15 protein-coding genes are annotated in these 25,511 nt (G+C 36.1%); 8 read left to right on the top strand and 7 right to left on the bottom strand.

Features of this window, described 5'->3' with window-relative positions; translation table 11 throughout:
• Positions 1 to 103: 103 nt before the first annotated feature.
• Positions 104 to 877 carry an MOSC domain-containing protein gene (locus IQ247_RS19195; protein ID WP_193922706.1) on the bottom strand — a complete coding sequence of 258 codons (774 nt, stop codon included), beginning with the start codon at positions 875 to 877 and terminating at the stop codon, positions 104 to 106.
• Positions 878 to 1,389: 512 nt separating this feature from the next.
• The gene (locus tag IQ247_RS33180) at positions 1,390 to 1,524 is read right to left on the bottom strand and encodes a lysozyme inhibitor LprI family protein (RefSeq protein WP_265579697.1); all 135 of its coding nucleotides are present in this window, start codon (positions 1,522 to 1,524) and stop codon (positions 1,390 to 1,392) included.
• Between the two features lie 97 nt (positions 1,525 to 1,621).
• Here IQ247_RS33180 and IQ247_RS19190 point away from each other — a divergent pair, with 97 nt between their 5' ends.
• Positions 1,622 to 7,402: an AAA family ATPase gene (locus tag IQ247_RS19190; protein WP_193922705.1), complete on the top strand. Its 5,781-nt coding sequence runs from the start codon at positions 1,622 to 1,624 to the stop codon at positions 7,400 to 7,402.
• 14 nt (positions 7,403 to 7,416) lie between these two features.
• Here the strand turns inward: IQ247_RS19190 and IQ247_RS19185 are convergent, their stop codons facing one another.
• Entirely contained in the window at positions 7,417 to 7,566 is a 150-nt protein-coding gene (locus IQ247_RS19185) for a DUF8639 family protein (protein ID WP_193922704.1), read from the bottom strand.
• 369 nt (positions 7,567 to 7,935) lie between these two features.
• Here IQ247_RS19185 and IQ247_RS19180 point away from each other — a divergent pair, with 369 nt between their 5' ends.
• Together IQ247_RS19180 and pdxR are read left to right on the top strand one after the other, a co-directional pair.
• On the top strand, positions 7,936 to 9,519 hold the full coding sequence (locus IQ247_RS19180; protein ID WP_193922702.1) for a B12-binding domain-containing radical SAM protein: 1,584 nt from the start codon (positions 7,936 to 7,938) through the stop codon (positions 9,517 to 9,519).
• 182 nt (positions 9,520 to 9,701) lie between these two features.
• Positions 9,702 to 11,168, top strand: a complete 1,467-nt coding sequence (gene pdxR, locus IQ247_RS19175; RefSeq protein WP_193922701.1) for a MocR-like pyridoxine biosynthesis transcription factor PdxR — start codon at positions 9,702 to 9,704, stop codon at positions 11,166 to 11,168.
• Positions 11,169 to 11,427: 259 nt separating this feature from the next.
• Here pdxR and IQ247_RS19170 read toward each other — a convergent pair whose 3' ends face one another.
• Both IQ247_RS19170 and IQ247_RS19165 read right to left on the bottom strand, forming a co-directional pair.
• Positions 11,428 to 13,020 (bottom strand): 2-isopropylmalate synthase, encoded by a 1,593-nt coding sequence (locus IQ247_RS19170; protein ID WP_193922700.1) that lies wholly within the window; start codon positions 13,018 to 13,020, stop codon positions 11,428 to 11,430.
• Positions 13,021 to 13,114: 94 nt separating this feature from the next.
• Complete coding sequence (locus IQ247_RS19165) at positions 13,115 to 13,636, bottom strand: LabA-like NYN domain-containing protein (protein ID WP_193922699.1); 522 nt, start codon at positions 13,634 to 13,636, stop codon at positions 13,115 to 13,117.
• 1,026 nt (positions 13,637 to 14,662) lie between these two features.
• Here IQ247_RS19165 and IQ247_RS19160 point away from each other — a divergent pair.
• Complete coding sequence (locus IQ247_RS19160) at positions 14,663 to 17,008, top strand: serine/threonine-protein kinase (protein WP_193922698.1); 2,346 nt, start codon at positions 14,663 to 14,665, stop codon at positions 17,006 to 17,008.
• Between the two features lie 45 nt (positions 17,009 to 17,053).
• Here IQ247_RS19160 and IQ247_RS33175 read toward each other — a convergent pair whose 3' ends face one another.
• On the bottom strand, positions 17,054 to 18,604 hold the full coding sequence (locus tag IQ247_RS33175) for a FecR domain-containing protein (RefSeq protein WP_193922697.1): 1,551 nt from the start codon (positions 18,602 to 18,604) through the stop codon (positions 17,054 to 17,056).
• A 351-nt stretch (positions 18,605 to 18,955) separates the two neighbouring features.
• On the opposite strand from IQ247_RS33175, the gene IQ247_RS19150 reads away from it, so the two are divergent.
• A complete protein-coding gene (locus IQ247_RS19150) occupies positions 18,956 to 20,488 on the top strand; it encodes a hypothetical protein (protein ID WP_193922696.1) in 1,533 nt (510 codons plus the stop codon).
• Positions 20,489 to 20,505: 17 nt separating this feature from the next.
• On the opposite strand, the gene IQ247_RS19145 is transcribed toward IQ247_RS19150, so the two are convergent.
• Positions 20,506 to 21,336, bottom strand: a complete 831-nt coding sequence (locus tag IQ247_RS19145; RefSeq protein ID WP_193922695.1) for a sulfurtransferase — start codon at positions 21,334 to 21,336, stop codon at positions 20,506 to 20,508.
• Positions 21,337 to 21,375: 39 nt separating this feature from the next.
• Between IQ247_RS19145 and IQ247_RS19140 the strand changes: the two genes are divergently transcribed.
• The 3 genes from IQ247_RS19140 (at position 21,376) to glmU (ending at position 25,506) form a co-directional block, all read left to right on the top strand.
• Entirely contained in the window at positions 21,376 to 22,254 is an 879-nt protein-coding gene (locus IQ247_RS19140) for a tRNA (5-methylaminomethyl-2-thiouridine)(34)-methyltransferase MnmD (RefSeq protein ID WP_193922694.1), read from the top strand.
• 580 nt (positions 22,255 to 22,834) lie between these two features.
• Positions 22,835 to 24,061: an HD domain-containing phosphohydrolase gene (locus IQ247_RS19135; protein WP_193922693.1), complete on the top strand. Its 1,227-nt coding sequence runs from the start codon at positions 22,835 to 22,837 to the stop codon at positions 24,059 to 24,061.
• Positions 24,062 to 24,153: 92 nt separating this feature from the next.
• The gene (gene glmU, locus IQ247_RS19130; RefSeq protein WP_193922692.1) at positions 24,154 to 25,506 is read left to right on the top strand and encodes a bifunctional UDP-N-acetylglucosamine diphosphorylase/glucosamine-1-phosphate N-acetyltransferase GlmU; all 1,353 of its coding nucleotides are present in this window, start codon (positions 24,154 to 24,156) and stop codon (positions 25,504 to 25,506) included.
• Positions 25,507 to 25,511: the final 5 nt, after the last annotated feature.

Below are 25,511 nucleotides of genomic sequence, written 5' to 3'. Positions count from 1 at the left end.
GTGTACTCTGCGCTCTCTGCGGTTTTTTAAATCCAATTATGGTGCGTCATGGCAACGCTAAAATATTTTCTTGCTTAGATATTATTACAAGCCGTAACACACCCTACAAAATAATTTCATCACCAACTTTAATTATCTTATCCCCCACTTCTTCCTTAGCTAACTTCGTATTTACTGCTAGCTTATAAAAATGATTAAAACGAGATTTATCAACCCATTCCGGTAAAGTTTCTCTACGTTTATGAATAAATATTTTCTGAAAATCTGAATTAACTTTTCCCGTAACAGCATTTCTAGTAGGAACAACACAACGTTGACAAGGATTTACTCCTACAAATTGGAGATTCCCAACTTTAAAATTAATCTCACTTTCAGAAAATAACTTATCTTCCCAAAATGCGGGTACCCCATCTATTTCTAAAGTAGTCCGCATTCGACGACGGATATCATCTTCATTTAATCCTGAATACCAACAAGCAACTTCTTTTAAAGTCGCAGTGCTAACAATAGTTGGTCCTGGTGAAATAGTATCATCAGGAAAACCAGTAACCAAGTTTTTTTGTAATTTTATCTGAAACCCAAAAAAGTCGCTCAACCAAGCTTCTAATTGTGGTATTTCCCTTTCCAAATTAAAACTTGCTTCTGTAGTACTACCTTGAATTTGTAGCGAAACAACTTGACTTTTTAAATCAAACTTTGACCGTAATAAATGTATTTTTGCATAACGTTTAGCATTGACAAACTTACCTTGTGCATCAATAATGGCATATTGACGGTCATACTGTAACGCACCACTGTGCAACACAAGAGCTTGTGTAACTTCGACTCCATCAAGTGACTTAATGGGATAAATGTAAATCTTCGCTACATGAGGCATATTTAGCCTTCCACAGAATCATTTAACTTGAACTTAAGAATAGCGTAATTTAGATAGTGGTTAGTTACAATAGCCAATTTTTTGATTTAGTACCAGTCCAATTTTGGGTAATCAACACTATTTACCCACATTTCTCACAAACAAGAAGGAAGTTAGAGTGAGTAGTGGGAAAATCAATCCGTCACTCAACGCTTACCACTTACTTGTGAGTTTAGCTGTAAAGGAATATAAGACTCCACCATAAGCTGATGTGCAGCTAAATTATATAATGTGTTAGCTCCGCGTGTCCGTAGGACATAAAGGTGAAAATATTGTAGTGCGTTAGCGAGACGCGTGTTCGTAAGAACAAGCGTCTCGCTCGAAGGGCGTTATACAAATTAAATGCGTAACACCATATCCCCGACTTCTTCAAGAAGTCGGTGATCTAAACCCAGCAGTCAACACTATTTAGCTGGACTAAAAACCCGGTTTTTTAGTCTTGTTGAGAATACTACAAAATATGAATTAATTGATTAAGAGCGTTGTTTAATGTATCTTTCTAATTGTGCTGTACCTTCTTTTGTCATTCGTTGCAAACAATTATTTAAAAATCCCCCATAACCCGAACCTCCACGATTACGATACACTTCATCGGATTTAGAAAACACTTTTTTTATGAAAATATAAAGATTTCAACTTGAATTATGTTTTTTTGTCCGAGAATTTGGGAATACTCAATCTAGAAGCGTTCAGGAGAAAAACAATATGATTAGTATTACCGGATATTCTATCAAAGAAGAACTCTACAACGGTTCAAGAACTTCAGTATATCGAGCGGTTCGAGAAGATGATCAAAAACCTGTTGTGATTAAATTGCTAAAAAATCCCTATCCCAATTTTAGCGAGTTGTTACAATTTCGCAATCAATATACCATAAGTAAAAATCTCAATTCACCTCTAATTATTCAAATATACAGTTTAGATAATTACCAAAATAGCTATATATTAGTAATAGAAGATATGGGGGGAATTTCTCTGAGAGAATATTTTATTAAATATACAGTATCTTTAGAAGAGTTTTTAAAAATAGCAATTACCCTATGTGATATTTTAGATATTTTATATCGTCATAGAATAATTCATAAAGATATTAAACCTGCCAATATATTGATTAATCCCACAACAAAACAAGTTAAATTAATTGACTTTAGTATTGCATCTTTGTTACCAAGAGAAAACCAAACCTTAGTAAGTCCTAATATTTTGGAAGGAACTTTAGCTTACATATCTCCAGAGCAGACTGGAAGGATGAATCGGGGAATTGATTACCGCAGCGATTTTTATTCTTTGGGTGTGACTTTTTATGAATTATTAACCAGAGAATTACCGTTTAAATCGGATGATGCAATGGAGTTAGTACATTATCATATTGCAAAAACACCTCCGTTGTTAGGGAAAGGTATAGAAATTCCCCAAGTTTTATCAGCTATCGTCGTGAAGTTGATGGCGAAAAATGCAGAAGATAGATATCAAAGTGCTTCGGGAATAAAGCATGATTTAGAAACTTGTTTAAAACAACTTCAAGAAACTGGTAAGATTGAATATTTTGAAATTGCTCAAAGAGATATTTGTGATAGGTTTACTATTCCTGAAAAACTCTATGGCAGAGAAACCGAAGTTGAAACATTGCTCGCAGCATTTGAGAAAATATCGAAGGGTAACAGCGAATTAATGCTGGTTAGTGGTTGTTCTGGAATCGGTAAAACTGCAATTATTAACGAAGTTCATAAACCGATTGTCAAACAGCATGGGTATTTTATTAAAGGTAAATTTGACCAATTTAATCGTAATATTCCTTTTTCAGCATTTGTCCAAGCTTTTCGCGATTTAATGAGGCAATTATTTAGTGAAACTGATGTTCAATTGTCAATTTGGAAACATAAAATATTGCAAGCATTAGGTGAAAATGCACGAGTAATTATTGATGTTATTCCCGAATTAGAAAGAATTATTGGACAACAAGCACCTGCACCAGAATTATCGGGAACAGCCGCACAAAATCGGTTTAATTTGTTATTTCAAAAGTTTATTAAAGTTTTTACTACTAAAGAACATCCCTTAGTAATTTTCTTAGATGATTTACAATGGGCTGATTTGACATCTTTGAATTTAATGCAATTACTGATAAACGAGTCGGAAAGCAAATATTTATTATTAATTGGTGCTTATCGAAATAATGAAGTGTTTGCGGCTCATCCTTTGATGTTGACGTTAGAGGAAATTCGTAAAACGGGAGCGATAATTAATACTATTATTTTAAAACCATTAAATGAAGAAAGTCTAAATCAACTAGTTGCAAATACTTTAAGTTGTTCCTTGGAAATAGCACAACCGTTAACACAACTTATATATCAAAAAACCAAAGGTAATCCTTTTTTTAGTACCCAGTTTCTCAAGTCGCTGCATGAAGATAATTTGATAACATTTAATTTTGATAAAAATTCCTGGGGATGCAATATTTCTGAAGTTAAAAAGTTAGCTTTAACTGATGATGTTGTTGAATTTATGTCGTTACAGTTGCAAAAATTTCCAGAGCAAACGCAGAATATTTTGAAATTAGCGGCTTGTATTGGCAATCAATTTGATTTAGCAACTTTAGGAATTGTTTGTGAAAAATCGGAAGCTGAAAGTGCTGCTGATTTATGGAAAGCATTACAGGAAGGATTGATAATACCGCAAAGTGAGATTTATAAATTTTATCTTGAAACAAGACAAGAAATTGAGCCAGCATCTCAGATTATAGATTATAGATTTTTACACGATAGAGTACAGCAAGCGGCTTATTCTTTAATTCCAAATGAGCAAAAACCGATAACTCATTTAAATGTTGGGAAAAGTTTATTAAAAAATATTCCAACACCAGAATTATCAGAAAAGATTTTTAATATCGTCAATCACCTTAATATTGGTCAAAATTTAATTATAAATCATTCCGAAAAACTTCAACTTGCCGAATTAAATTTATTAGCAGCAAAAAAATCGAAAGATTCTACAGCTTATAGTGCAGCACTGATTTACATCAAAACAGGTATCAGTTTACTAAGCAGCGATTGCTGGCAAAATAATTACCACTTGACATTATCATTTTATAATTATGCTGTAGAAGTTGCTTATCTAACTGGTAACTTTGAACAGATGCAAAAATGGGCGGATATTATCTTAAAACAAGCCAAAACAATTTTAGATAAAGCTAATGCTTATGAAATAATTATTCAAACTAAAATTGCTCAAAATCAACTTATTGAAGCAGTCAAATTTGGACTAAATGTATTAGAATTATTTGGAGTTAAAATCCCAGAATCTCCAACTCCTGTAGATGTTCAGAAAGCTTTAGCTGAAATAAATATCTACTTACAAGATAAACATATATCCGATTTAATTGCACTACCTTTAATGAAGGATGTTTATCCTTTAGCAGCCATGCGATTATTATCAATTGTTTGGTTTCCCATAATTGCTGCCGCACCTACATTAGTTCCGCCAATAGTTTTTTCTCAAGTTAATTTATCAATTAAATATGGAAATGCTCCTTCATCAAGCTTTGCTTATGCTGCTTACGGGTTAATTTTACAAGGATTTTTTCAGGATGCTCAAAGCAGTTATGAATTTGGTCAATTAGCATTAAACTTATTGCAAGAGCTAAATGCTTTAGAATTAACACCTAAAACGCTATTTATGATAGCTGTATCGACAAAACACGGTAAAGAGCATCTGAAAACAACTATCCCACTTTTTCGGGAAGCATATCAAAGCGGAATCGAAAATGGAGATTTAGAATACTCTAGTCATGCCGCGATAAACTGGTTTCAATATTCGTATTTTACAGGTGAAGAATTAAATTCTCTGAAGCAAGAAATGGCGGCTATTAGTGATGTTTTAATTCAATTCAAACACACAACCACTTTAAATGAATATCGAACAATACAGCAGGTTATCTTAAATTTGCTCGGTGAATCTCAACAACCATATATTTTAATTGGAAAAGCTTACAACGAGAACGAAATCTTACCGCAGCAATTAGAAGCCAACGACAGAATTGGACTTCATTTTGTTTACATTCACAAATTTATTCTTTGTTACTTGTTTGAAGAATTCGAGCAGGCTGCGACAAATGCACGGGAAGCTCAGATTTATTTAGACGGAATAGCAGGATGTTTTTATGCTCCCCTATTCTATTTTTATGATTCTTTGCTACAGTTAAGTTTATATTCAGAAATATCTCAAGAAGAAAAACTTCAACAAGTAAGAAATAATCAAGAAAAAATCCAAAATCTGACTGATCACGCTCCAATGAATTTTCAGCATAAATATGATTTAATTGAAGCTGAAAAACATCGGATTTTAGATGAAAAAATCAAGGCAATAGAATTATATGAAAAAGCCATTGCTGGAGCCAAAGCCAACGAATATATCCAAGAAGAAGCTTTAGCAAACGAACTCGCAGCTAAATTTTATCTAGATTGGGATAAACAAAAGATTGCGGCTACATATATGCAGGAAGCCTACTATTGTTATGCAAAATGGGGAGCAAAAGCCAAGACTGATGACTTAGAAAAACGCTATCCTCAACTACTTGCACCAATTTTACAAGCACAAAAATATAGTTTTCAAATCAACGAAACCTGCATTCAACCTAATCAAACTATTCAAATAAGTCGCTCCAGTAGCAGCATTTCAGAAGCCTTAGATTTTAAAAGTATTCTCAAAGCAACCCAGGCTTTATCCAAGGAAATTCAATTAGAAGAGTTAATTTCGACTTTACTACAAATAGTAATTGAAAATGCTGGAGCGCAAAAAGCTGCTTTAGTTTTTCTCAAGGACGATATTTTAACTTTAGAAGCAGTAGCTACTCAAGAATTGGGTGTAACTCACTTATCAATCCCATATGAAACCAGTAATCAGCTTCCTAATACAGTTATCAATTATGTCAAACGCAGTTTAAAAACTATTGTGTTAGATAATGCCATAATCCAAAATGATTTGCTCACCGACGAGTATTTAATACGACAGCAGCCATATAGTTTATTATGTGCGCCGATTTTGGATCGAGGTAAATTAATTGGGTTGTTGTACTTAGAAAATAAATTAATCAAAGGTGCATTTACACGAGAAAGATTGGAAGTTACTAATCTTTTATGTACCCAAGCTGCTATTTCATTACAAAATGCTCAACTATACGCTCAACAGCAACAGAAAACATACGAAATTGCTCAAAAAGAGGAAGAGTATCGCAGTATCTTTGAAAGCGTCAATGATGGATTAAACATTTGTGATTTAGAAACAGGAAAAATCGTTGCTGTTAATCCTACTATCTGCCAGATGTATGGTTATTCTCAAGAGGAATGGTTCCATCTGACACCACCAGATTTTATGCATCCAGATTTGGTATGTCATTTTAGTAATTATGTAGAGATTATGAATGCGGGCCAAGAATTTTATATTAAGACTATTAGTAAACGAAAAGATGGTACTTATTTTGATACAGAAATCAAGGCAGTACCTTTTATCTACAAAGGAAAGTTACATGGATTAATGATTGTCAGAGATATTAGCGAACAACAAGCAGCACTCAGAGAAAATCAAAAAGCACAAGCAGCGGTAACTCAGAAATCCCAAGAGTTAGAAAAAGCTTTATTAGAACTAAACCAAACCCAATTGCAAATGGTACAAAATGAAAAAATGGCAACTTTGGGTAATTTAGTTGCAGGGGTAGCACATGAAGTTAACAACCCTATCGGATTTCTCAAAGGTAGCATTAATAATGCTAAAGAATACATTAAAGATTTATTTGCTCATATAGAATGCTATCAACAACATTATCCTACTCCCACAGATGCAGTGTTAGAACACGCTGAAGAAATTGATTTAGAATTTCTCATTGAGGATTTACCAAAGTTAATAGATTCTATGAAAGTAGCAACAGAAAGAATTAAAGATATTAGTACAAGTCTTCGTACTTTCTCTAGAGCCGATACAGATGAAAAAGTTGCTTGCAATCTTCATGAAGGAATTGATAGTACAATTTTAATTCTCAAATATCGCCTCAAAGCTAATGATAAACGTCCAGCAATTGAAGTTGTTAAAGAATATGGAACTTTACCACCTATAAAGTGTTTTTTAGGACAGTTAAATCAAGTTTTTATGAACATCATTGCTAATGCTATTGATGCTATAGATACTGCAAGTGAAGGAAAAACATTTGCCCAATTACAAACTAATCCTTACAAAATAGCAATTAAAACTGAGCTTTTTACTGAGAAGAATACAGCATTAATTAGTATTAAAGATAATGGTCTAGGAATGCCCGAATCAGTTCGAGAACGTATATTTGATCATCTTTTTACTACAAAAGAAGTCGGTAAAGGTACTGGATTAGGACTTGCTATTGCTCTCTCAATTATTGAAGAAACTCACAATGGTAAAATCAGTTGTAGTTCAAAATTAGGTGAAGGAACAGAATTTTTTATCGAACTACCTATAGATTAATTAGATGAATTCGATTAATAATCATTATCAGCTACACAAATCCCTTTGCATTTGATGCCATTGGTAGCCGTGCGTTTACAGTGAGGACATAAAATTTTTTCCTTCTGTGCTGTATTAGCATTCACTTCTGATTTATCTTTTTCATTCTGGGGTTCATAAGTCATAAGAGGAGTTTTGGTGAGTTAATTTAATTTAAGTTAAGTTAATTTAATTTAATTTTAGATTCTACATTTTGCGCGATGATTTTCGATTGGGTTTCCCCATTCACAGATACACATTCAGGGTGAGGTCTAATTAATATTGTTTATCTTAATTGTTCCCTGCGATCACTTATACGGTACAATTAATATACGAATTATATACTTACTTCATGTTAGTATAGCCTTTCTGTTTACGAATAAAATTCAGATCAAAATTCCAGTTGGGAAAATATTGTAGTAATAAATACATGAATCGGTGCATCAGTCCTGAAATAGTCAATTTGCGAAGAAAAACGAAAAGCAGTTGTAAAATATTTAAGGGGAGTGGACATTATGCGAGTTTTATTAATTTATCCTTTATTTCCCAAAACTTTTTGGTCTTATGAAAAAATTTTAGAATTAGTAGATAAAAAAGTGTTACTACCACCATTAGGTTTAGTGACTGTAGCGGCAATTTTACCTCAAGAGTGGGAATTTAAATTAGTAGATCGTAATATTCGCTCGGTGACAGAAGCAGAATGGGAATGGGCAGATATGGTTATTTTATCTGCAATGATAGTCCAAAAACAAGACTTATTTGATCAAATAAAAGCTGCGAAACAACGAGGTAAATTAGTCGCCGTAGGTGGGCCTTATCCAACCTCTGTACCCGCAGAATCTCAAAAAGCTGGGGCAGATTTTCTCATTCTTGATGAAGGAGAAATTACTTTACCAATGTTTGTAGAAGCGGTAATTGCTGGTGAAACAAGTGGTGTGTTTCGCACTACAGAAAAACCAGATGTGACTACAACACCAATTCCTCGCTTTGACTTGTTAGAAAGAGATGCTTACGACATGATGTCGGTGCAATTTTCTCGTGGTTGTCCGTTTCAATGCGAATTTTGCGATATTATTGTGCTTTACGGTCGCAAACCCCGTACTAAAACTCCAGGGCAACTTTTAGCTGAATTGGATTGTTTGTATGAATTAGGTTGGCGCGGCGGTGTGTTTATGGTGGATGATAACTTTATCGGCAATAAACGCAATGTTAAATTGTTGCTTAAAGAGTTAAAAGTGTGGATGGAAGAACATGAATATCCATTCCGCTTTGATACAGAAGCATCAATTGATTTAGCACAAGATGCAGAATTGATGGAATTGATGGTTGAGTCTGGTTTTGCTGCGGTATTTTTGGGTATTGAAACACCAGACGAAGATAGTTTACAACTGACAAAGAAATTTCAAAATACCCGCAATTCTCTCGTTGAATCGGTACAACAGATTATTAAAGCGGGCTTGCGTCCCATGGCTGGTTTTATCATTGGTTTTGATGGTGAAAAATCCGGTGCTGGATCTCGCATTGTCCGTTTTGCAGAACAAGCAGCCATTCCTTCTACAACTTTTGCGATGTTGCAAGCATTGCCTAATACTGCATTATGGCATCGTTTGGAAAAAGAAGGAAGATTGCGCGACTCTCAAGACGGAAATATTAATCAAACTACATTAATGAATTTTATTCCCACTCGTCCTTTAGAAGAAATTGGTAGGGAATATATTGAAGCCTTTTGTGCTTTATATGACCCCATTCCTTATTTAGATCGTACTTACCGCTGTTTTTTAATGATGGGTAAACCGAGTTGGAAAGCACCTGCTAAAATGCCAGAGTGGAAGATTGTGAAAGCATTTTTAACTATTATTTGGCGGCAAGGTATTAAACGGGAAACTCGCTGGAAATTCTGGCATCATTTATTTAGTATTCTTAAGCGTAACCCCGCAGTATTAGAACATTATTTATCTTCCTGCGCCCACAACGAACATTTTCTGGAATACCGTCAAATTGTCCGTGAACAAATCGAATCTCAACTTCAAGACTATTTAGCACAAGGTGCAGAAAAGCCTTATGTACCCGTTAAAAAAGCTGAAGCTGTTAAAGTGTAAAACTTGATATCTGTGGGGTAAGAAGTCGGGTTTTGATGAAGATTTTCTGATGTTACGGATATTTATATGATAAAAACTCGACTTCTGTAATATCTGGGGTAGGAAACAGGGAACTCTTGACTCTGAAATGTTATTATTATTAGACTACTGTTAACTGTTAACTGTTAACTGTTAACTGTTTTATGGAATTAGCGATCGCCCTCAATAATAATTCATCAAAACCCTTACATCAACAACTTTACGAACAACTACGTCAAGCAATTCTCAGCGGAAGATTAACACCAGGGGAAAAAATTCCTTCAACTCGTTTTTTAGCAAAATCTCTGTCAATTTCTCGTTTCACAGTTACCACTACTTACGAACAACTTTTAAACGAAGGTTATTTAGAAACGGTTACGGGTTCTGGTACTTTTGTTTGTAAACAGCTTCCTGATGATTTAATTTATTCAAATCCAATCGAAAATATTGATAAAATTAATCGTTCATCAATTAAATTATCGATGTATGGAAATACTTTAGTTAATACAGCAAACGTTCCCAGAATTACAGAACCAAAACTAGAAATAAACTTCCGTTACGGAACACCAGCATTAACGGAATTTCCGGTCAAATTATGGCGTAGATTGCTATCACATTACTGTAATACTAACTTGAATTGGCTAGATTATTCAACAGAGCCTAATGGTTATCAACCGTTACGAGCAGCAATTACAGATTATCTGACTCGTTCCCGTGCGGTTAATTGCGTACCGGAACAAATATTAATTACCAACGGTACCCAACAAGCGCTCGATTTGATTTTGCGTTTATTAATTGAACCCGGAGAAACCGTAGCTATTGAAAATCCCGGTTATTTAAGCGCAAAAATTATATTTGAAACACAAAACGCGAGAATTTTACCCATTTCGGTAGATAATTATGGTTTAGTGGTACAAGAATTAGTAAATTATACGCCACAAAACATCCGTTTAGTTTACATTACACCTTCCCATCAATTCCCTACCGGAGCAATTTTACCATTACAGCGACGCTTAGAATTACTCAATTGGGCGCAACAAACCGGAGGATTAATTATTGAAGATGATTATGACAGTGAATTTCGTTATAGTGAAAAACCAATTCCCGCATTACAAGGATTAGATCAAAGCGATTCGGTAATTTATATTGGTACTTTTTCAAAAGTTCTATTTCCATCCCTACGAATCGGTTATTTAGTACTTCCCAAAAGTTTAGTACCTATATTTACCCGTGCAAAATGGTTGTGCGATCGCCATTTACCAATTTTAGAACAGCAAGTGCTTGCAGACTTTATCGAATCGGGGTATTTAGAACGTCATTTGAGAAAAATGCGTTCAATATATGATAAACGTCGTCAAAGTTTAGTAAAATCTTTAAAAGAACACTTTGGAAAAAGCGCTGAAATATTAGGAGAAAAAGCCGGAATTCACCTGATGGTGCGCTTTAAGACTAATTTGAGTGACGAAGAAATTATTCAACGCGCTGCTAAAGTTGGAATCGGAATGATGTCTGCTAATCCCCATTATCTATTAAACCATCCTACAGGTGAATTTATCTTCGGTTACGGAGAACTCACAGAATCGCAGCTTACCGAGGGAATTTGTAGATTAGCTGAAGTATATATAATCTAAGACAAACGTTGGGTTACGACACGATTAATAAGATTTTCGTTTTGATTCTAATTTCACTTTCGTGTCTAAGAGGATGTTTTTAAAGTCTAATTATATACTTTACCCGGCGACTGTAAGTCGCGGCTACACAAGCCAAACCCACCTGCGTGGGTTATAAATCTGATAGTCCACGCAGGTGGACTTTGCCTTTGTAGTAGCGGTTTTAACCACCGGATACTTTTAAAACATCCTCTAACCCAACCTACTAACTAACTACTAGCTAAGCAGTCACTTGCTGCTTCTGCTTATTCAGTAACGCTCCATACAACTTATTGAGTGCATTTACGTAAGCCTGTGCCGATGCAACAATAATATCTGTATTCGCGGAACGACCCGAATAAATCTTATCTTCATACTTCAATCGGATAGTTACTTCCCCAATTGCATCAATACCAGCCGTTACCGATTGTACAGAAAATTCAATCAAATTATTCGGTACATTTACTACACGGTTGATTGCTTTATATACAGCATCCACAGGTCCCGTACCAATCGCGGCATCGGTTAATTCTTCCCCTTGGGGGTTGCGTAAAGTTACCGTTGCGGTGGGACTTGAATTACTACCACAGGAAACTTGTACCAATTCCAATTTGAATAAATCGGGTGTTTGTTGAATTTCGTCATTAACAAGAGCTTCCAAATCCCAATCGGTAATTTCTTTCTTTTTGTCAGCAACTTCTTTAAACCTAACAAAGGCTTTATTCAAGTCATTGTCTGACATTTCAAAACCCAATTCTTTCAAACGAGTCCGAAAAGCATTTCTTCCCGAATGTTTGCCCAAAACGATTTGATTTTCTGTCAAACCAATTGATTGAGCATCCATTATTTCATAGGTGAGCTTATTTTTTAATACGCCATCTTGATGAATTCCGGATTCGTGAGCAAAGGCATTTGTACCGACAATTGCTTTGTTTGGTTGTACCAACATTCCGGTTAAATTGGAAACCAAACGAGAGGTTTTATATATCTGTTTAGTATCAATATTTGTTAACGCCGCTTCCGAATCAACATCGCGTCCTAAAAAGGGATTAAAATATTGTCGTCGCACGTGTAGAGCCATTACCAACTCTTCTAAAGCGGCATTTCCCGCACGTTCTCCGATACCATTGATAGTACATTCTAATTGTCTGGCACCATTTTTTACAGCTTCTAAAAAGTTAGCAACAGCTAAACCTAAATCATTGTGTCCGTGAACCGAAATAATTGCTTGATCGATATTAGGAACATTTGCTTTAATACCCTTAATTAAACCTCCAAATTCACTGGGAGTTGTATAACCAACGGTATCGGGAATATTAACAGTTGTTGCTCCGGCTGCGATTACTCGCTCTAATACTTGGTAAAGAAATTCTGGATCAGAACGTCCTGCATCTTCTGGAGAAAATTCGATATCATGAGTAAAACTTTTTGCATAAGCTACCATCTCTTCAGCAATTGATAACACCTCTTCTCTAGTTTTTCTCAACTTATATTTGAGGTGAATATCAGAAGTAGCTAAAAATGTATGAATTCTACCTTTAACTGCTGGTTTGATCGCTTCGGCTGCTGCTTTGATATCATCTTGTTTCGCTCTTGCCAAACTACAGATTACCGGACCATTTTCGGTACCTACAGTTTGAGCAATTTTGCTGACAGCTTCAAAATCTCCCGCACTTGCAAAAGCAAAACCCGCTTCGATAATATCTACTCCCAAACGTGCTAATTGCTTAGCAATAGTTAACTTTTCCTCGATATTTAAAGTTGCTCCCGGACATTGCTCTCCGTCACGGAGTGTGGTATCAAAAATAATGATTCGTTCTGGATTTGTTTTCATAACCGTGTTGAAAGTGGATGATTTTTTTGTGCCTAACAATACTTTATACTTTAATTTTTATTACTATTAATTTTCTAAATATTTGTAAAGATTATTAAGCTTCAGTTTTTTCTATAAGGTTTCTGATTTCATTCAAATCTATATATCTATCGGTAGCATTACGTAACTCTCGTGCGATCATTCCCTCTGTTGACACGACAGTTATATGAGTGTTTTTCGAGCGTAATAGTTCAATTGCTCTTTCAAAATCTCCATCTCCACTAAATAGAATTACTCTGTCATATTGGTCTACTGTATTAAACATATCTACAACAATTTCAATATCTAAATTAGCTTTTTGAGAGTAACGTCCGGAAGAATCATCATAATATTCTTTGAGTATTTTAGTTCGTACTGTATATCCTAAACTAATTAGAGCATCTCGAAAACCTCGTTGATCCTGTGGGTCTTTTAAGCCAGTGTACCAAAATGCATTGATTAAATTTGTATGTGTTTGTTCGTATCTAAAGTATTCTAATACTCGTCGTGGGTCGAAAAACCAACCGTTCTTTTGTTGAGCATAGAACATATTATTTCCGTCTACAAAAATAGATAGACGAGTCATATGAGATTCCATAGGAAATTACACCATTAATATAAATGTATTCAGATTGAACAATAGATTATAGCAATAATAAAATGACAAATTCGCTAATATATATAAATTATATTGTCATGTATAGCTTTTATCTATCATTTCTCAATTTAGGAGATTGACTAAAACATTAAACTGTGGTTGACATAACGAGAGAGCTTTTTCGCCCTTAACTAAATATGCTTAATTTGCACCCTGTAATCAAAATTTACCAATAAAATTGACTAAGTAACAGCATTTGTAACTGTATATTAGTTAAGTTTACTCCTAAAGTAGGTAAGTAACTCGAATCCCATGAGTTAGAGCAAGAGTATGCCGTTGATAGCCAATAATCGTGGTTTTTATTATTTTGAATAAACACGCTCTCTTGTTGATATCGAGAAACAAGAAAAACGCAAAAATGCGTTATTTATCTTCGAGTATCTCAAAAGCAAGGATTAATGCAGATTTTTAGATGCGTTGTTAACTGAGCAAAGTATATCTAATTACGTGTTCCTGACTAAAGGCTAGCCTCAATATTGTATTATCAAGGTATACCGAAGCTTTATAGGATTTCTCTAAAATATTCTTGCTTTAATAAACTTGCTTGTAAAAATAACTGTTACTCAAGGATAAATTAGCCAATTTTTTACTAGCTCAGAAACTGCAAAGCTTACAGGTCGATGGAAGATATCAACCATCAGTTAACATACCGGAACTTATATAAGCCTTTCAACTGATTCCAGGAGTCCTCGGAGATCGAAAATCTCAAAATTTGATAATTTCTTTGAATTTACGTCTCTTCTGATATAATTACAATCCGATGTACATAACCCCAAGGGCATTGATTTTACCCTCTTATATTTACTGATATATCGCGACAAAAACAAACACCAGATGACAGTGGATAAAAGTATAATATTTTCATGTGTATAGACTTTTGTTTAAGTGTTACTGATAGGGTAGCTTACACGAAATAATGTGCAAACTTTCTAGAATTGTTCTACATAAATTAATTCATAATACAATATGGCAGAAGAACCTGCATATAACATAACCAAAAAATATGTGTCTGCTGCCAGAAAACTGTTTAGCTTTTCCAGACAAGCTACTTCTACGGTATCAGCACGTCAATTTAAGATGATGACTCGTAATGGTCATCTTCTTAGTGGTGCTTCAGTTGTTGGGGCTGTGCTGTTAGCAGCTTCTGGTAGTGGTTTTACAACTTTGATCGAAAACCAAGCAGAAAGCTTATTTTATCTGCTCCGAGGAAAGGTAACTCCACCCAAAGATATTGTAATCTTAGCTATAGATAATGAATCGATATCGCGTCCCAAGGAATCCTATGAAATAGATCCGGTTAAGTACGGTTATTTGGAACCACTGAAATCTTTTCCTTTTCAACGTCGAGTATACAGTCAAGTCATTGACAAATTAATTCAAGCTGGGGCGCGTCATGTCGGGGTAAGTATACTTTTCGACTCCCCCAATAGGTTCGCAGAAGCCGACGACAAGCAGCTGATTGACGTTTTGCAGCGACACGGAGACAAAGTAACTTTAGCAGCACTCTACGAAAAATTCGAGTTACCCCAGGGAGATTTTTGGCAATTAGTTTTACCACATCAGAAATTCCGCACGGGTTCCACATCTATCGGTTATACAAATTTTCCTCTTGAGATAGATAACAAAGTTCAAAAACTAGGAAGTTTATTCCCCAAACAGCTAGCAGCACAAGATGGTATAGTTCCCAGCGTTATGCCATCATTTGACCAATCATTACTACTAGCTGCCAATATAAAATATCCTCAACCAAAAGGCGATCGTATTTATTTTTATGGAGAGTCACAGACTTTTCACACTTTTTCTTTTTGGAATGTATTTGAGCCAGATTTCTGGGATACTAACTTACAGGGAGGAAAGGTTTTTAAAGACAAAATTGTCTTGATCGGCTTTACCGCGAGAGTGCAAGAAGGAGAAGACTACTATCCGGTACCTGCATCTTCAAACTGGCTATCTCCCGAAAAAATGTCCGGAATCGAAATTCATGCTAACGCGATCGCAACGTTAATGTCGGGGAAAACAATTGTTGCTCCACTTTCTAATCCGTTGCAGCAAGGTTTATTTGTATTAGTTTTAGTTGGTGGATGTACGCTAATAATAGCCAGAATTAAACGAAGTACAAATAGATTTGTAGCTAGTCTTGTCTTCGGGATAATCTGGGGAGGAATTAGTTATAGTTTATTTGTTTATGGACAGTTAATTCTTCCTACTGCTATTCCAATCATGGCAATTTCTACCGTTGGAATTTGCTATTTAGGAACCGAAGTATTTCGGGACAAATTAAGAAAAAGTCAACTAGTTAGTATTCTCCAAAAGCACGCTTCCAACCGTGTTGTACAGGAAATAATTTCTCAACAAGAAGACTTAAAAGATTTACTCGGAGAGCGTTTAAAAGAGATATCTGGTAAAGTATTAGATGGTAGATATAAAATAGTTACAGTTTTAGGTTCGGGTGGATTTAGCGAAACTTATATTGCTGAAGATACCAGGCTTCCAGGCAATCCTTTATGTGTTGTCAAACAGCTAAAGCCAGTTAATAATAAATCAGAACAACTGCAAGTAGCCAGACGCTTATTTAAATCAGAAGCGCAAACCTTGCAAATGTTAGGAAACTACAATCAAATACCCCAGCTTCTCGCTTATTTTGAAGAAGAAGAAGAATTTTATTTAGTTCAAGAATACATTATCGGTCGTCCTTTGAATCGAGAAATATCCAATTGTGAACGTCTTGGGGAACAAGCAGTTATTGAAATGCTTAAGGATATACTGCAAACACTAATATTTGTACATAGTAAAGGTGTAATTCACCGCGATATTAAACCCAGCAATATTATCCGACGCAAATCAGACGGGAAGTTAGTGCTGATTGATTTTGGTGCTGTAAAACAAGTTTCTACCCAAGTAATTAATTCTCAAGAACAAACAGCCTTTACGATTGGGATTGGTACTAAAGGTTATGCACCACGAGAACAATGTTTAGGGTATCCACAATACAGTAGCGATATTTATGCAGTCGGAATGATTGGTATCTTTGCTTTAACAGGTATACCACCTCACGAGTTACCAGTAGATGAAAACCAAGAATTGAAATGGACTGACAAAGCAACTACTAGTATTGGTTTCACAAAAATCCTCAACAAAATGGTAGTTGATAATCATCATTCTAGGTATCAATCAGCCACAGAAGTACTTCAAGCGCTTCACGAACTGACAGGTTCTACTTTTCCCGACCATTACCATTTATTCACAGACAACTCATCAACAACTCTCCTAGCTCCAGACGATTCCGATGCTCCTACCGAACCTTGGAATTGATGCTTTTGGTAGGGTGTGTTAGCGGAGGGTAACACACCATTTTATCTAGGTAGATATCGGAGGTGGTTCCGGAGTAGTTGGTTCTGGAATAGTTGGTTCCGGAGTCGGAATAGTTGGTTCTGGAATAGTTGGTTCCGGAGTCGGAATAGTTGGTTCTGGAATAGTTGGTTCCGGAGTCGGAATAGTTGGTTCTGGAATAGTTGGTTCCGGAGTCGGAATAGTTGGTTCCGGAATAGTTGGTTCCGGAATAGTTGGTTCCGGAGTCGGAATAGTTGGTTCCGGAATAGTTGGTTCCGGAGTCGGAATAGTTGGTTCCGGAGTAGTTGGTTCCGGAGTAGTTGGTTCCGGAGTAGTTGGTTCTGGAGTAGTTGGTTCTGGAGTAGTTGGTTCCGGAGTCGGAATTTGTGGTTGTGGTTTGTCGTTATTAGTTGGTGGATTTGAAGGAGTTTGTGGTTGTGGTTTGTCGTTATTAGTTGGTGGATTTGAAGGAATTTGTGGTTGTGGTTTGTCGTTATTAGTTGGTGGATTTGAAGGAATTTGTGGAGTAGGTTTGTCGTTATTAGTTGGTGGATTTGAAGGAGTTTGTGGAGTAGGTTTGTCGTTATTAGTTGGTGGATTTGAAGGAGTTTGTGGTTGTGGTTTGTCGTTATTAGTTGGTGGATTTGAAGGAGTTTGTGGAGTAGGTTTGTCGTTATTAGTTGGTGGATTTGAAGGAGTTTGTGGAGTAGGTTTGTCTTCACTTTCCTCTGTATTATTTAAAATAACTTGTCCGGTGTCTACCAAAGAATTCACAGGTAAAGCATCCTGAACAACCTCTTCATCTGGTACATCTGAAGAAACAGGACTTAATTGTATAAAAGATGGATTTTCAACAACATTCTCACCTGTAATAGGCACCTGTTTTGACAGAGCTTCAGAAGTTTCTGCTTGAACGCTAGCCATCGCAGGGTCTGAAGAAGGTGTATTATTGGGTTTAGTCAAATCAAGTCCACGTACTAAATCGCTTGTATCGTAAAAACTTCTCAGGTCAAAATTGTATAATCCCTGAATTTCTCCCTTAACTAAAACTATCAACTGTCCCGCTTTAAGTACCCGAGAACGAGATTCATCTTGATTAAAAACTTCTATACCGCTATCGGTCAACGAACCAACAACCGTGGTATCTGTTTGCTCATCATAGCGTACAAATAAAGCCGAACCACGAATCGTTGCAGCAGCACTACGAGTCCTGACCTTTGTTTCTCCCTGTCCCGGTGGTATCAGCAGTAACACAGTTCCGTTTGACAGCCTAAATGTTCGACTTCGAGGCACAAAGCGAAATACAGCTCTTTCACCAATCCTTGCCAAAGAACCATCGTTAAAACGCAAATCCACCAAAGAAGCCTTACCCGTGGATAATCCGTCTCCAGGAGTCATAGCGTCTTTAATTTGCGCTCGACGCTTTGGTCGGCTTTGAGGCATCAGTTGCACCCAGTTACGCAGGCTCTTAACCACAGCCTGAGTCAAAGGAGTTGATGCATTTGCTGGTTGTGTTGGTAGCACTACCACAACTCCCCATAAACTGGCAACTACCAAAGGAAATAACTTGCTGAACATAAAATTTGTGTCCGCTGCGTAATTTGACAATTACCCCACCAGTCGAGACGACTAGAGAAATAAATAGTTCGAGCTTGTAAACTGTTATAACGATTTTCTTTACGTAAATTTGCTTAAATCATCTTGAAAATTAAATATATAAAATAAGCGAATCTACTATATATTATTAACTTTAAAATTATTTGGCAAAACAAAAATAAATCTTATCATAAATACTAAGTATTATGAGTTTTACTTATGAATGTATTTAAGTTTGAGTGTAGATATTAAAGTTAAGCAAAATTTTCGATTTCATAGAGGACATTGATAGCCCTCACATTTGAATCTAGCAAAGGTAAAACAAGTTTTAGTATGAAATTAAAAGACTGGAACAATTTATGGTTTTACGTAATGTTCGCCTCCAGCAGCACAATATGGTGTTGTACCAGCATAAAAGTGGTAAAAGCTACCCATGTAAACAAGCAGACAAAACAAGGGGAATATGTATCAAAGATATCATTTTTAGAAGATTCACACTTAATTTCCATTGGCGATCGCCCTAAAGTAAACGACATATCGGTAAACTTGCAGCCGTCCATAATTTACACCAACAGCTTTGAAAATAAAACGGAACGATTAAGTCAGGAGGAACAGAGCGTCTTAATTGTAGACAAAGATAATTGTAGTGAAAGCAAGACGCTCCCTATGACTTCAAAATCTCTACCGGAAAAAATTAAGTTGCAATACAAGCAAGATACCTTTATAAATCCAGATTTAACAGATTCAGGATGTGCGGATTTATTAATTTCCAATAATTCAAATAGGGAATCACCGATCAAGATAATAGAGATAGCACAAAACCAAGAACCACCATCACCACCCACCCCAGAAAACGTAGAAAAAAACCCTCCACCTTTAGATAGTCAGCCTACAGACTTACCTGTACCTTCTCCTGAAGAAATTGAGAAAAAGTTAGATTCCCTTAAAAACGAACATTCTAAAAGATTAGAAAGATTATTACAGCGACTTGCAGAGAATAAAACAAAGTCAGAGCAGCCTGCCAACGGAGAATTGGGTATTATTAGAGCGCAGGAAATTCCGATAGAAACACCACAACCTCCAGAGCAAAAACTACCACCACCAACAGAAAAACCTGTAGCAAAGATTAAACCTATCGGCTATTTATTAGGTAATGTCGGTTACTTTCATACAAGCAATATCTTTTCTTCTGGAACCGATGCAATTGATGATGGTTTAATCTTTACTGGACTGACACTTGCCGCAGCACCCTTTAAAATTGGTTCGAGAACTTACTTAAATGGTTCCATTAATGGCAGCATAATTACATACAGCGACCAGTCGGAATTTAACTATAACCAACTAAGATTTAACTTGGGTGTTTTCCAGCAGTTGAGCAGTCGAATGTACAGTGAAATTGGATGGAGTAATCAACAATTATTTTATGCAAAAGATAGCGATCGCTTTAACTTTTCATCAGGAGATAAATTTCTAGATGAAAACTCTTTTCGCTTTTCTGTAGGAAGAAGAGACCCTATAACACCAAAATTGAATTTAGATAGCTTCTACGAACTTCGCTTGAGTCTCACAGACCCACCCGAACAACGTAACCGAATAATTAACTATGCTTGGTTGTCTTTAAACTATAATTTACAGCAGTCATTGCGGGTTGGTATCGATTATCAATTTAACTTATCAAACTTTTTAGAACGAAGTAGAGAAGATCAATATCATCGACTATCCGCTAACTTAAAATACAGAATATCAGACTTAAGCAGCATTAACTTACAAAGCGGTTATACTCTCGGTGGTTCCACAGACAGCAATATTGATTTTGACGGCTGGTTTTTTAGCGTTAATTACAATTTAGATTTAGGAAAGTTTTAACTGATAACTGTCAACTGTCAACTGTCAACTGTATAACTAATCCAATCACTCCAACTACCGGGATAAAGTTTACCCGTGTGAATCCCAGCTAATTCTAAGGAAAGTAAATTAACACAAGCAGTAACACCAGAACCGCAATAAACTATAATTTCTTGATTATTTTCTAATTCTGACCAGCGATGGCGCTGCTGTTGTTGTGGAATTAAATAACCATACTCGTCGGTTACTTGTTTCCAAGGATAATTAAGCGCACCTGGGATATGACCAGCTATTTTATCAATTGGTTCTGTTATACCTTGATAGCGATCGCTTTCTCTTGAGTCTACTAAAGTTGTTTGAGGTAAATCTTTGCGATTTATTACAGCTTCTCTATCCACTATCATCTGTGGTTGTGGCTGAGGTATAAATTTACCATTACCTTGAGAAGGAACCTCTACTGTAACGGGATACTTAGATGCCAGCCATCCGCTAAAACCTCCATCTAAAACCGCTACTTGTTCGTGTCCTAAATAGCGTAATAACCACCATAAACGAGATGCAAAAGCAAAACGAGAATCATCATAAGCTATAACTAAAGTTTGCCCCAAATTTACTCCCATTCCTGATAATTTTGCGGCAAATTCATCAATATTCGGTAAAGGATGTCTTCCTCCATGTTTTTGTATACTCGATGAAAGGTCTTGATTCAAATCTAAGTAATAGGAACCCGGAATGTGACTTGCTTGATACTCCAGTTTTCCCTGTTGTGGATTAGCTAGAGAAAAACGACAATCAACTACAACAAGATTTTTATCGTTTAAATGTTCAAAAAGCCATTGATTAGAAACAACTAAAGATATATCTTTCATAATTACTAATTATTAACTATCTATTAACAACATTGATAAATGACCGAAAGCGATTTTACACCTCAATTGACAGCAGATGGCTCCAAAACTTTCTTTTCTGAAGAATTTAACGAATTATTTCACAGTCATTTTGGAGCAAAACAAGAAAGTTATTTTAAGTATGTTGTTCCTACCTTATTAATAGAAAAAGCTCAATTACCACTTTTACGAATATTCGATGTTTGTTATGGACTAGGATACAATACAGCGACCGCTATTCAAAAAATTTGGCAAGTAAATCCTAACTGTTATATAGAAGTAATTGGTCTGGAATTAAATCCAAAAGTACCGCAAGCTGCGATTACACATAATTTATTCGACAGTTGGAATACTGATTTAATAAATATTTTGACAAATATAGCTTTTGAACACCACATACAAACAGAACAATTAAAAGCCACACTGGTAATTGGTGATGCTAGAGAAAAAATTAACCAAGTGTATCAATCTGGTTTCAAAGCTGACGCAATTTTTCTTGACCCTTTTTCACCACCTCAGTGTCCTCACTTATGGACTATTGAATTTATTAAACTAGTTTCTCTGTGTTTACAACAAGATGGTTTGTTAGCTACTTATTCTTGTGCTGCTGCTGTACGCACGGCATTTTTAAACGCCGGATTAAGTATTGGTTCAACCCCACCCATCGGTAGAAAAACCCCTGGAACCATTGCTGGATTTAGTTTAAATTCTTCTCCACATCTATTATGTCTCTGCCAACAGGAAAAAGAACATTTACAAACTCGTGCTGCTATTCCCTACCGAGACCCAACACTAATCGATTCTCCATCTATAATTATTAAACGTCGTGAATCTGAACAACAAAATTCTAATTTAGAACCTACTTCACACTGGCGTAAACGCTGGCAGATAGTATATTAATTGACAACACTTGCGGTAATTGCTTGTATCCTATCTATCTACCCATAACCGCAACTTCTCCCATTACTTATTCTAAATATATAGTTAAAATTAATACTTATTAAGTAGTATGTACAGCGGAAAATGTTTGATTATGATGTGACTTAAATCACGTTTAATTTGATTGAACATCACTGTCATAGTGTGTCCGACATAGTTGAATAACTATATTGTTTATTCAGCAAAACTCCTATAAATGCTTTACTTAATATTGTTTGCCTTGATAAAAAACCTTAATAAATTGATATAAATAACTCGACTTGAAGATAATGAAAAAGCTGCTGTTAGCACAAATCTCCGTGTAAAACCTGATTTAACATTGGTTTTAATTGACGATACTATAATTGTAGAATGGGTAAAGTTGTCGGCAACTTTATCTATGTTCTAAAAAAAAAAGATTAAAAAAACTTAGTCTTGTGTTTTGAGAAAATTATTTAGGCATAAATCATAAAAAGCCTATAAAAATGCTTTTTAAAATACGTTCAAGTACTAAACTAGTTTTTGAAACATTGCATTGTTGCTATAAAAATGGAGTGCCTTTGTGATTCAATGGAAATCCAATTATACAGGCTCTACCGAGCAAAAAGTTAGTGGGTCAAACCCCACAACCTTATATAATAGAGCTGATAAAAATCATCCCTTAACAACAGAATCAGAACGTCATACAGAGGAGTTAACCAATCGTGACTTGAAAGTTAAAGAAACTGATAATGAGGATTCTAGTAATTATGTTCGTGTTGATGGCGATTCTCAGGTTTCCACAACGTTGCAAGTTAAAGGATATCCGCTTTCATGCTTTGAAAATGATGTGCCTAAAGTTTTGGTCGTTGACGATCATGCTGCGAGTCGGATGACAGCAGTAGCCCTTTTAGGAATGGAAGGCTACGAAGTTATTGAAGCAGACAATGGTTCTGCTGCGGTGCATTTAGTAAGCGAAAAACAGCCGGATTTGATTTTGCTTGATGTAATGATGCCGGAAATGGATGGCTTTCAAGTTTGTGAATTGCTCAAGCAGGACGAACAAACAAGGTTAATTCCGGTGATTTTCATTACAGCTTTGAACGATAGGCGATCGCGAATCCGGGGAATTGAAGTTGGAGCGGATGATTTCTTAAGCAAACCTTTTGACAGAGTGGAGTTGGCTGCAAGAGTTAAGTCTTTAGTGCGCCAAAAACGTCTGAATGAAGATTTAGACCACGCTGAAAAAGCGCTGTTTTCGATTGCTAGAGCCATTGAAAGCCGCGATCCCAATACCGGAGATCATTGCGAACGTTTGGTAAATTTTGGGAAAGCGTTTGGCGAATATTTGGGTCTTTCTCGCTATCAAATTAGGGATTTGATGTGGGGTGGCTATCTTCACGATATTGGTAAAGTCGGTATTCCCGATTCGGTGTTGCTCAAAAAAGGAAAACTAACCGCTGGAGAGTGGGAAGTAATGCGACAGCACGTTTTGATCGGGGAAAGAATCTGTCAACCATTACGCAGTATGCAGGGAGTAATTCCGATTATCCGCAGCCATCACGAACGTTGGGACGGTTCTGGATATCCAGACGGACTCAAGCAAGATCAAATACCTTTCTTAGCCCAGGTGTTTCAAATTATTGATATTTATGATGCTTTAACAAGTGAAAGACCTTATAAAAAAGCTTTTACAGCATCTGAAGCATTGTCAATTATAAATGAAGAAACAAGCAAAGGCTGGCGTAATCCAAAATTAATCCAGCAGTTTACTGAATTTATTAGCACCATAAATCACAGCTATTTGTAAGCGGATAGCATTTCGGTAAGGCTATGTAATCGGGTATATTTGAGCCGAAAATAAAATTCGCATTCGTATTTATTTATAGCTGTTGGCTAATTATGGTAGTTGTAGCAATTTTAGCGGCTGGACGCGGTACAAGAATGAAATCAAACCTACCCAAGGTTTTACATTCGGTAGGAGGAAAATCGCTGGTAGAAAGGGTTATTCAAAGTGTTGAGCCACTACAACCAGAACGTCGGATCACAATCATTGGGTATGAAGCCGAACAGGTAAAAACAGCCTTGCAAGCTATTCCTGATTTAGAATTTGTGGAACAAACGGTACAATTGGGAACAGGTCATGCGATTCAGCAATTACTACCTCATCTAGAAGGTTACAATGGCGATTTGCTGATACTTAATGGTGATGTACCATTATTGCGTGGCGAAACTCTGAAAAATTTCTTACAAATTCACCAAGAAAATCAAAATGCAGCAACTGTCCTAACAGCAAAACTTCCCAATCCTCAAGGCTACGGACGAGTTTTTTGCGATGATAACAATGTATTACAACAAATCGTTGAAGACAAAGATTGTACTGCTGCTCAAAAAGAAAATCAGCGGATTAATGCTGGAGTGTACTGTTTTCGCTGGGAGGATTTAGCAAAAATACTGCCTCACTTACAAGCAAATAACGCTCAAAAAGAATATTATCTTACCGATGCCGTAACTCAAGTTGCCCCAGTGATGGCGGTAGATGTAGAAGATTACCAAGAAATTGGCGGCATCAACGACCGCTTACAATTATCCGCTGCTTACGATATATTGCAAGCAAGAATCAAAGAAAAGTGGATGAAAGCTGGTGTGACTTTGATCGACTCTGCCAGCATTACCATCGATGAAACAGTGGAATTAGAACCAGACGTAATCATTGAACCCCAAACCCATCTACGGGGCAATACAGTCATTAAAACAGGAAGTCATATCGGTCCAGGAAGCTTAATTGAAAATAGCCTAATTGGTGAAAACGTCACCGCCAAATATTCAGTAATTTCCGATAGCATAGTTCAAAATAGTAGTCGAATTGGACCTTACGCTCACTTACGCGGTCATGCAGAAGTTGGTGAAAACTGCCGTATAGGTAATTTTGTAGAATTGAAAAACAGCAAACTAGGCAACAGTACCAATGCTGCTCACCTCTCTTATCTTGGAGATACAACCACCGGCACCAAAGTAAACATCGGTGCAGGCACAGTCACAGCTAACTACGACGGTGTTAAAAAACATCAAACTATAATTGGCGATCGCACCAAAACAGGTTCTAATAGCGTTTTAGTTGCACCAATTACCTTGGGTAATGATGTATACGTAGCAGCAGGTTCAACCATCACAGAAGATGTCCCTGATAATAGCTTAGTCATCGCTCGTCAGCGTCAAGTTATCAAAGAAGGATGGGTTCAGAAGAAGGAATAGGAGAT

The organism is Plectonema cf. radiosum LEGE 06105 (genome assembly GCF_015207665.1).
GTDB lineage: Bacteria > Cyanobacteriota > Cyanobacteriia > Cyanobacteriales > Nostocaceae > Rivularia > Rivularia radiosa_A.
Note: the sequence above shows the minus strand (reverse complement) of the source record. Positions and strands in the feature narration are given on the sequence as shown.

What these genes read in the sequence shown, in the direction of transcription:
- IQ247_RS19140 (WP_193922694.1), top strand. Translation starts at nt 21,376, where the DNA reads ATGACCGAAAGCGATTTTACACCTCAATTGACAGCAGATGGCTCCAAA.
- IQ247_RS19185 (WP_193922704.1), bottom strand. Translation starts at nt 7,566, where the DNA reads ATGACTTATGAACCCCAGAATGAAAAAGATAAATCAGAAGTGAATGCT.
- IQ247_RS19150 (WP_193922696.1), top strand. Translation starts at nt 18,956, where the DNA reads ATGAAATTAAAAGACTGGAACAATTTATGGTTTTACGTAATGTTCGCC.
- IQ247_RS19170 (WP_193922700.1), bottom strand. Translation starts at nt 13,020, where the DNA reads ATGAAAACAAATCCAGAACGAATCATTATTTTTGATACCACACTCCGT.
- IQ247_RS19145 (WP_193922695.1), bottom strand. Translation starts at nt 21,336, where the DNA reads ATGAAAGATATATCTTTAGTTGTTTCTAATCAATGGCTTTTTGAACAT.
- IQ247_RS19165 (WP_193922699.1), bottom strand. Translation starts at nt 13,636, where the DNA reads ATGGAATCTCATATGACTCGTCTATCTATTTTTGTAGACGGAAATAAT.
- IQ247_RS19180 (WP_193922702.1), top strand. Translation starts at nt 7,936, where the DNA reads ATGCGAGTTTTATTAATTTATCCTTTATTTCCCAAAACTTTTTGGTCT.
- IQ247_RS19160 (WP_193922698.1), top strand. Translation starts at nt 14,663, where the DNA reads ATGGCAGAAGAACCTGCATATAACATAACCAAAAAATATGTGTCTGCT.
- IQ247_RS19195 (WP_193922706.1), bottom strand. Translation starts at nt 877, where the DNA reads ATGCCTCATGTAGCGAAGATTTACATTTATCCCATTAAGTCACTTGAT.
- pdxR (WP_193922701.1), top strand. Translation starts at nt 9,702, where the DNA reads ATGGAATTAGCGATCGCCCTCAATAATAATTCATCAAAACCCTTACAT.
- IQ247_RS33175 (WP_193922697.1), bottom strand. Translation starts at nt 18,604, where the DNA reads ATGTTCAGCAAGTTATTTCCTTTGGTAGTTGCCAGTTTATGGGGAGTT.
- glmU (WP_193922692.1), top strand. Translation starts at nt 24,154, where the DNA reads ATGGTAGTTGTAGCAATTTTAGCGGCTGGACGCGGTACAAGAATGAAA.
- IQ247_RS19190 (WP_193922705.1), top strand. Translation starts at nt 1,622, where the DNA reads ATGATTAGTATTACCGGATATTCTATCAAAGAAGAACTCTACAACGGT.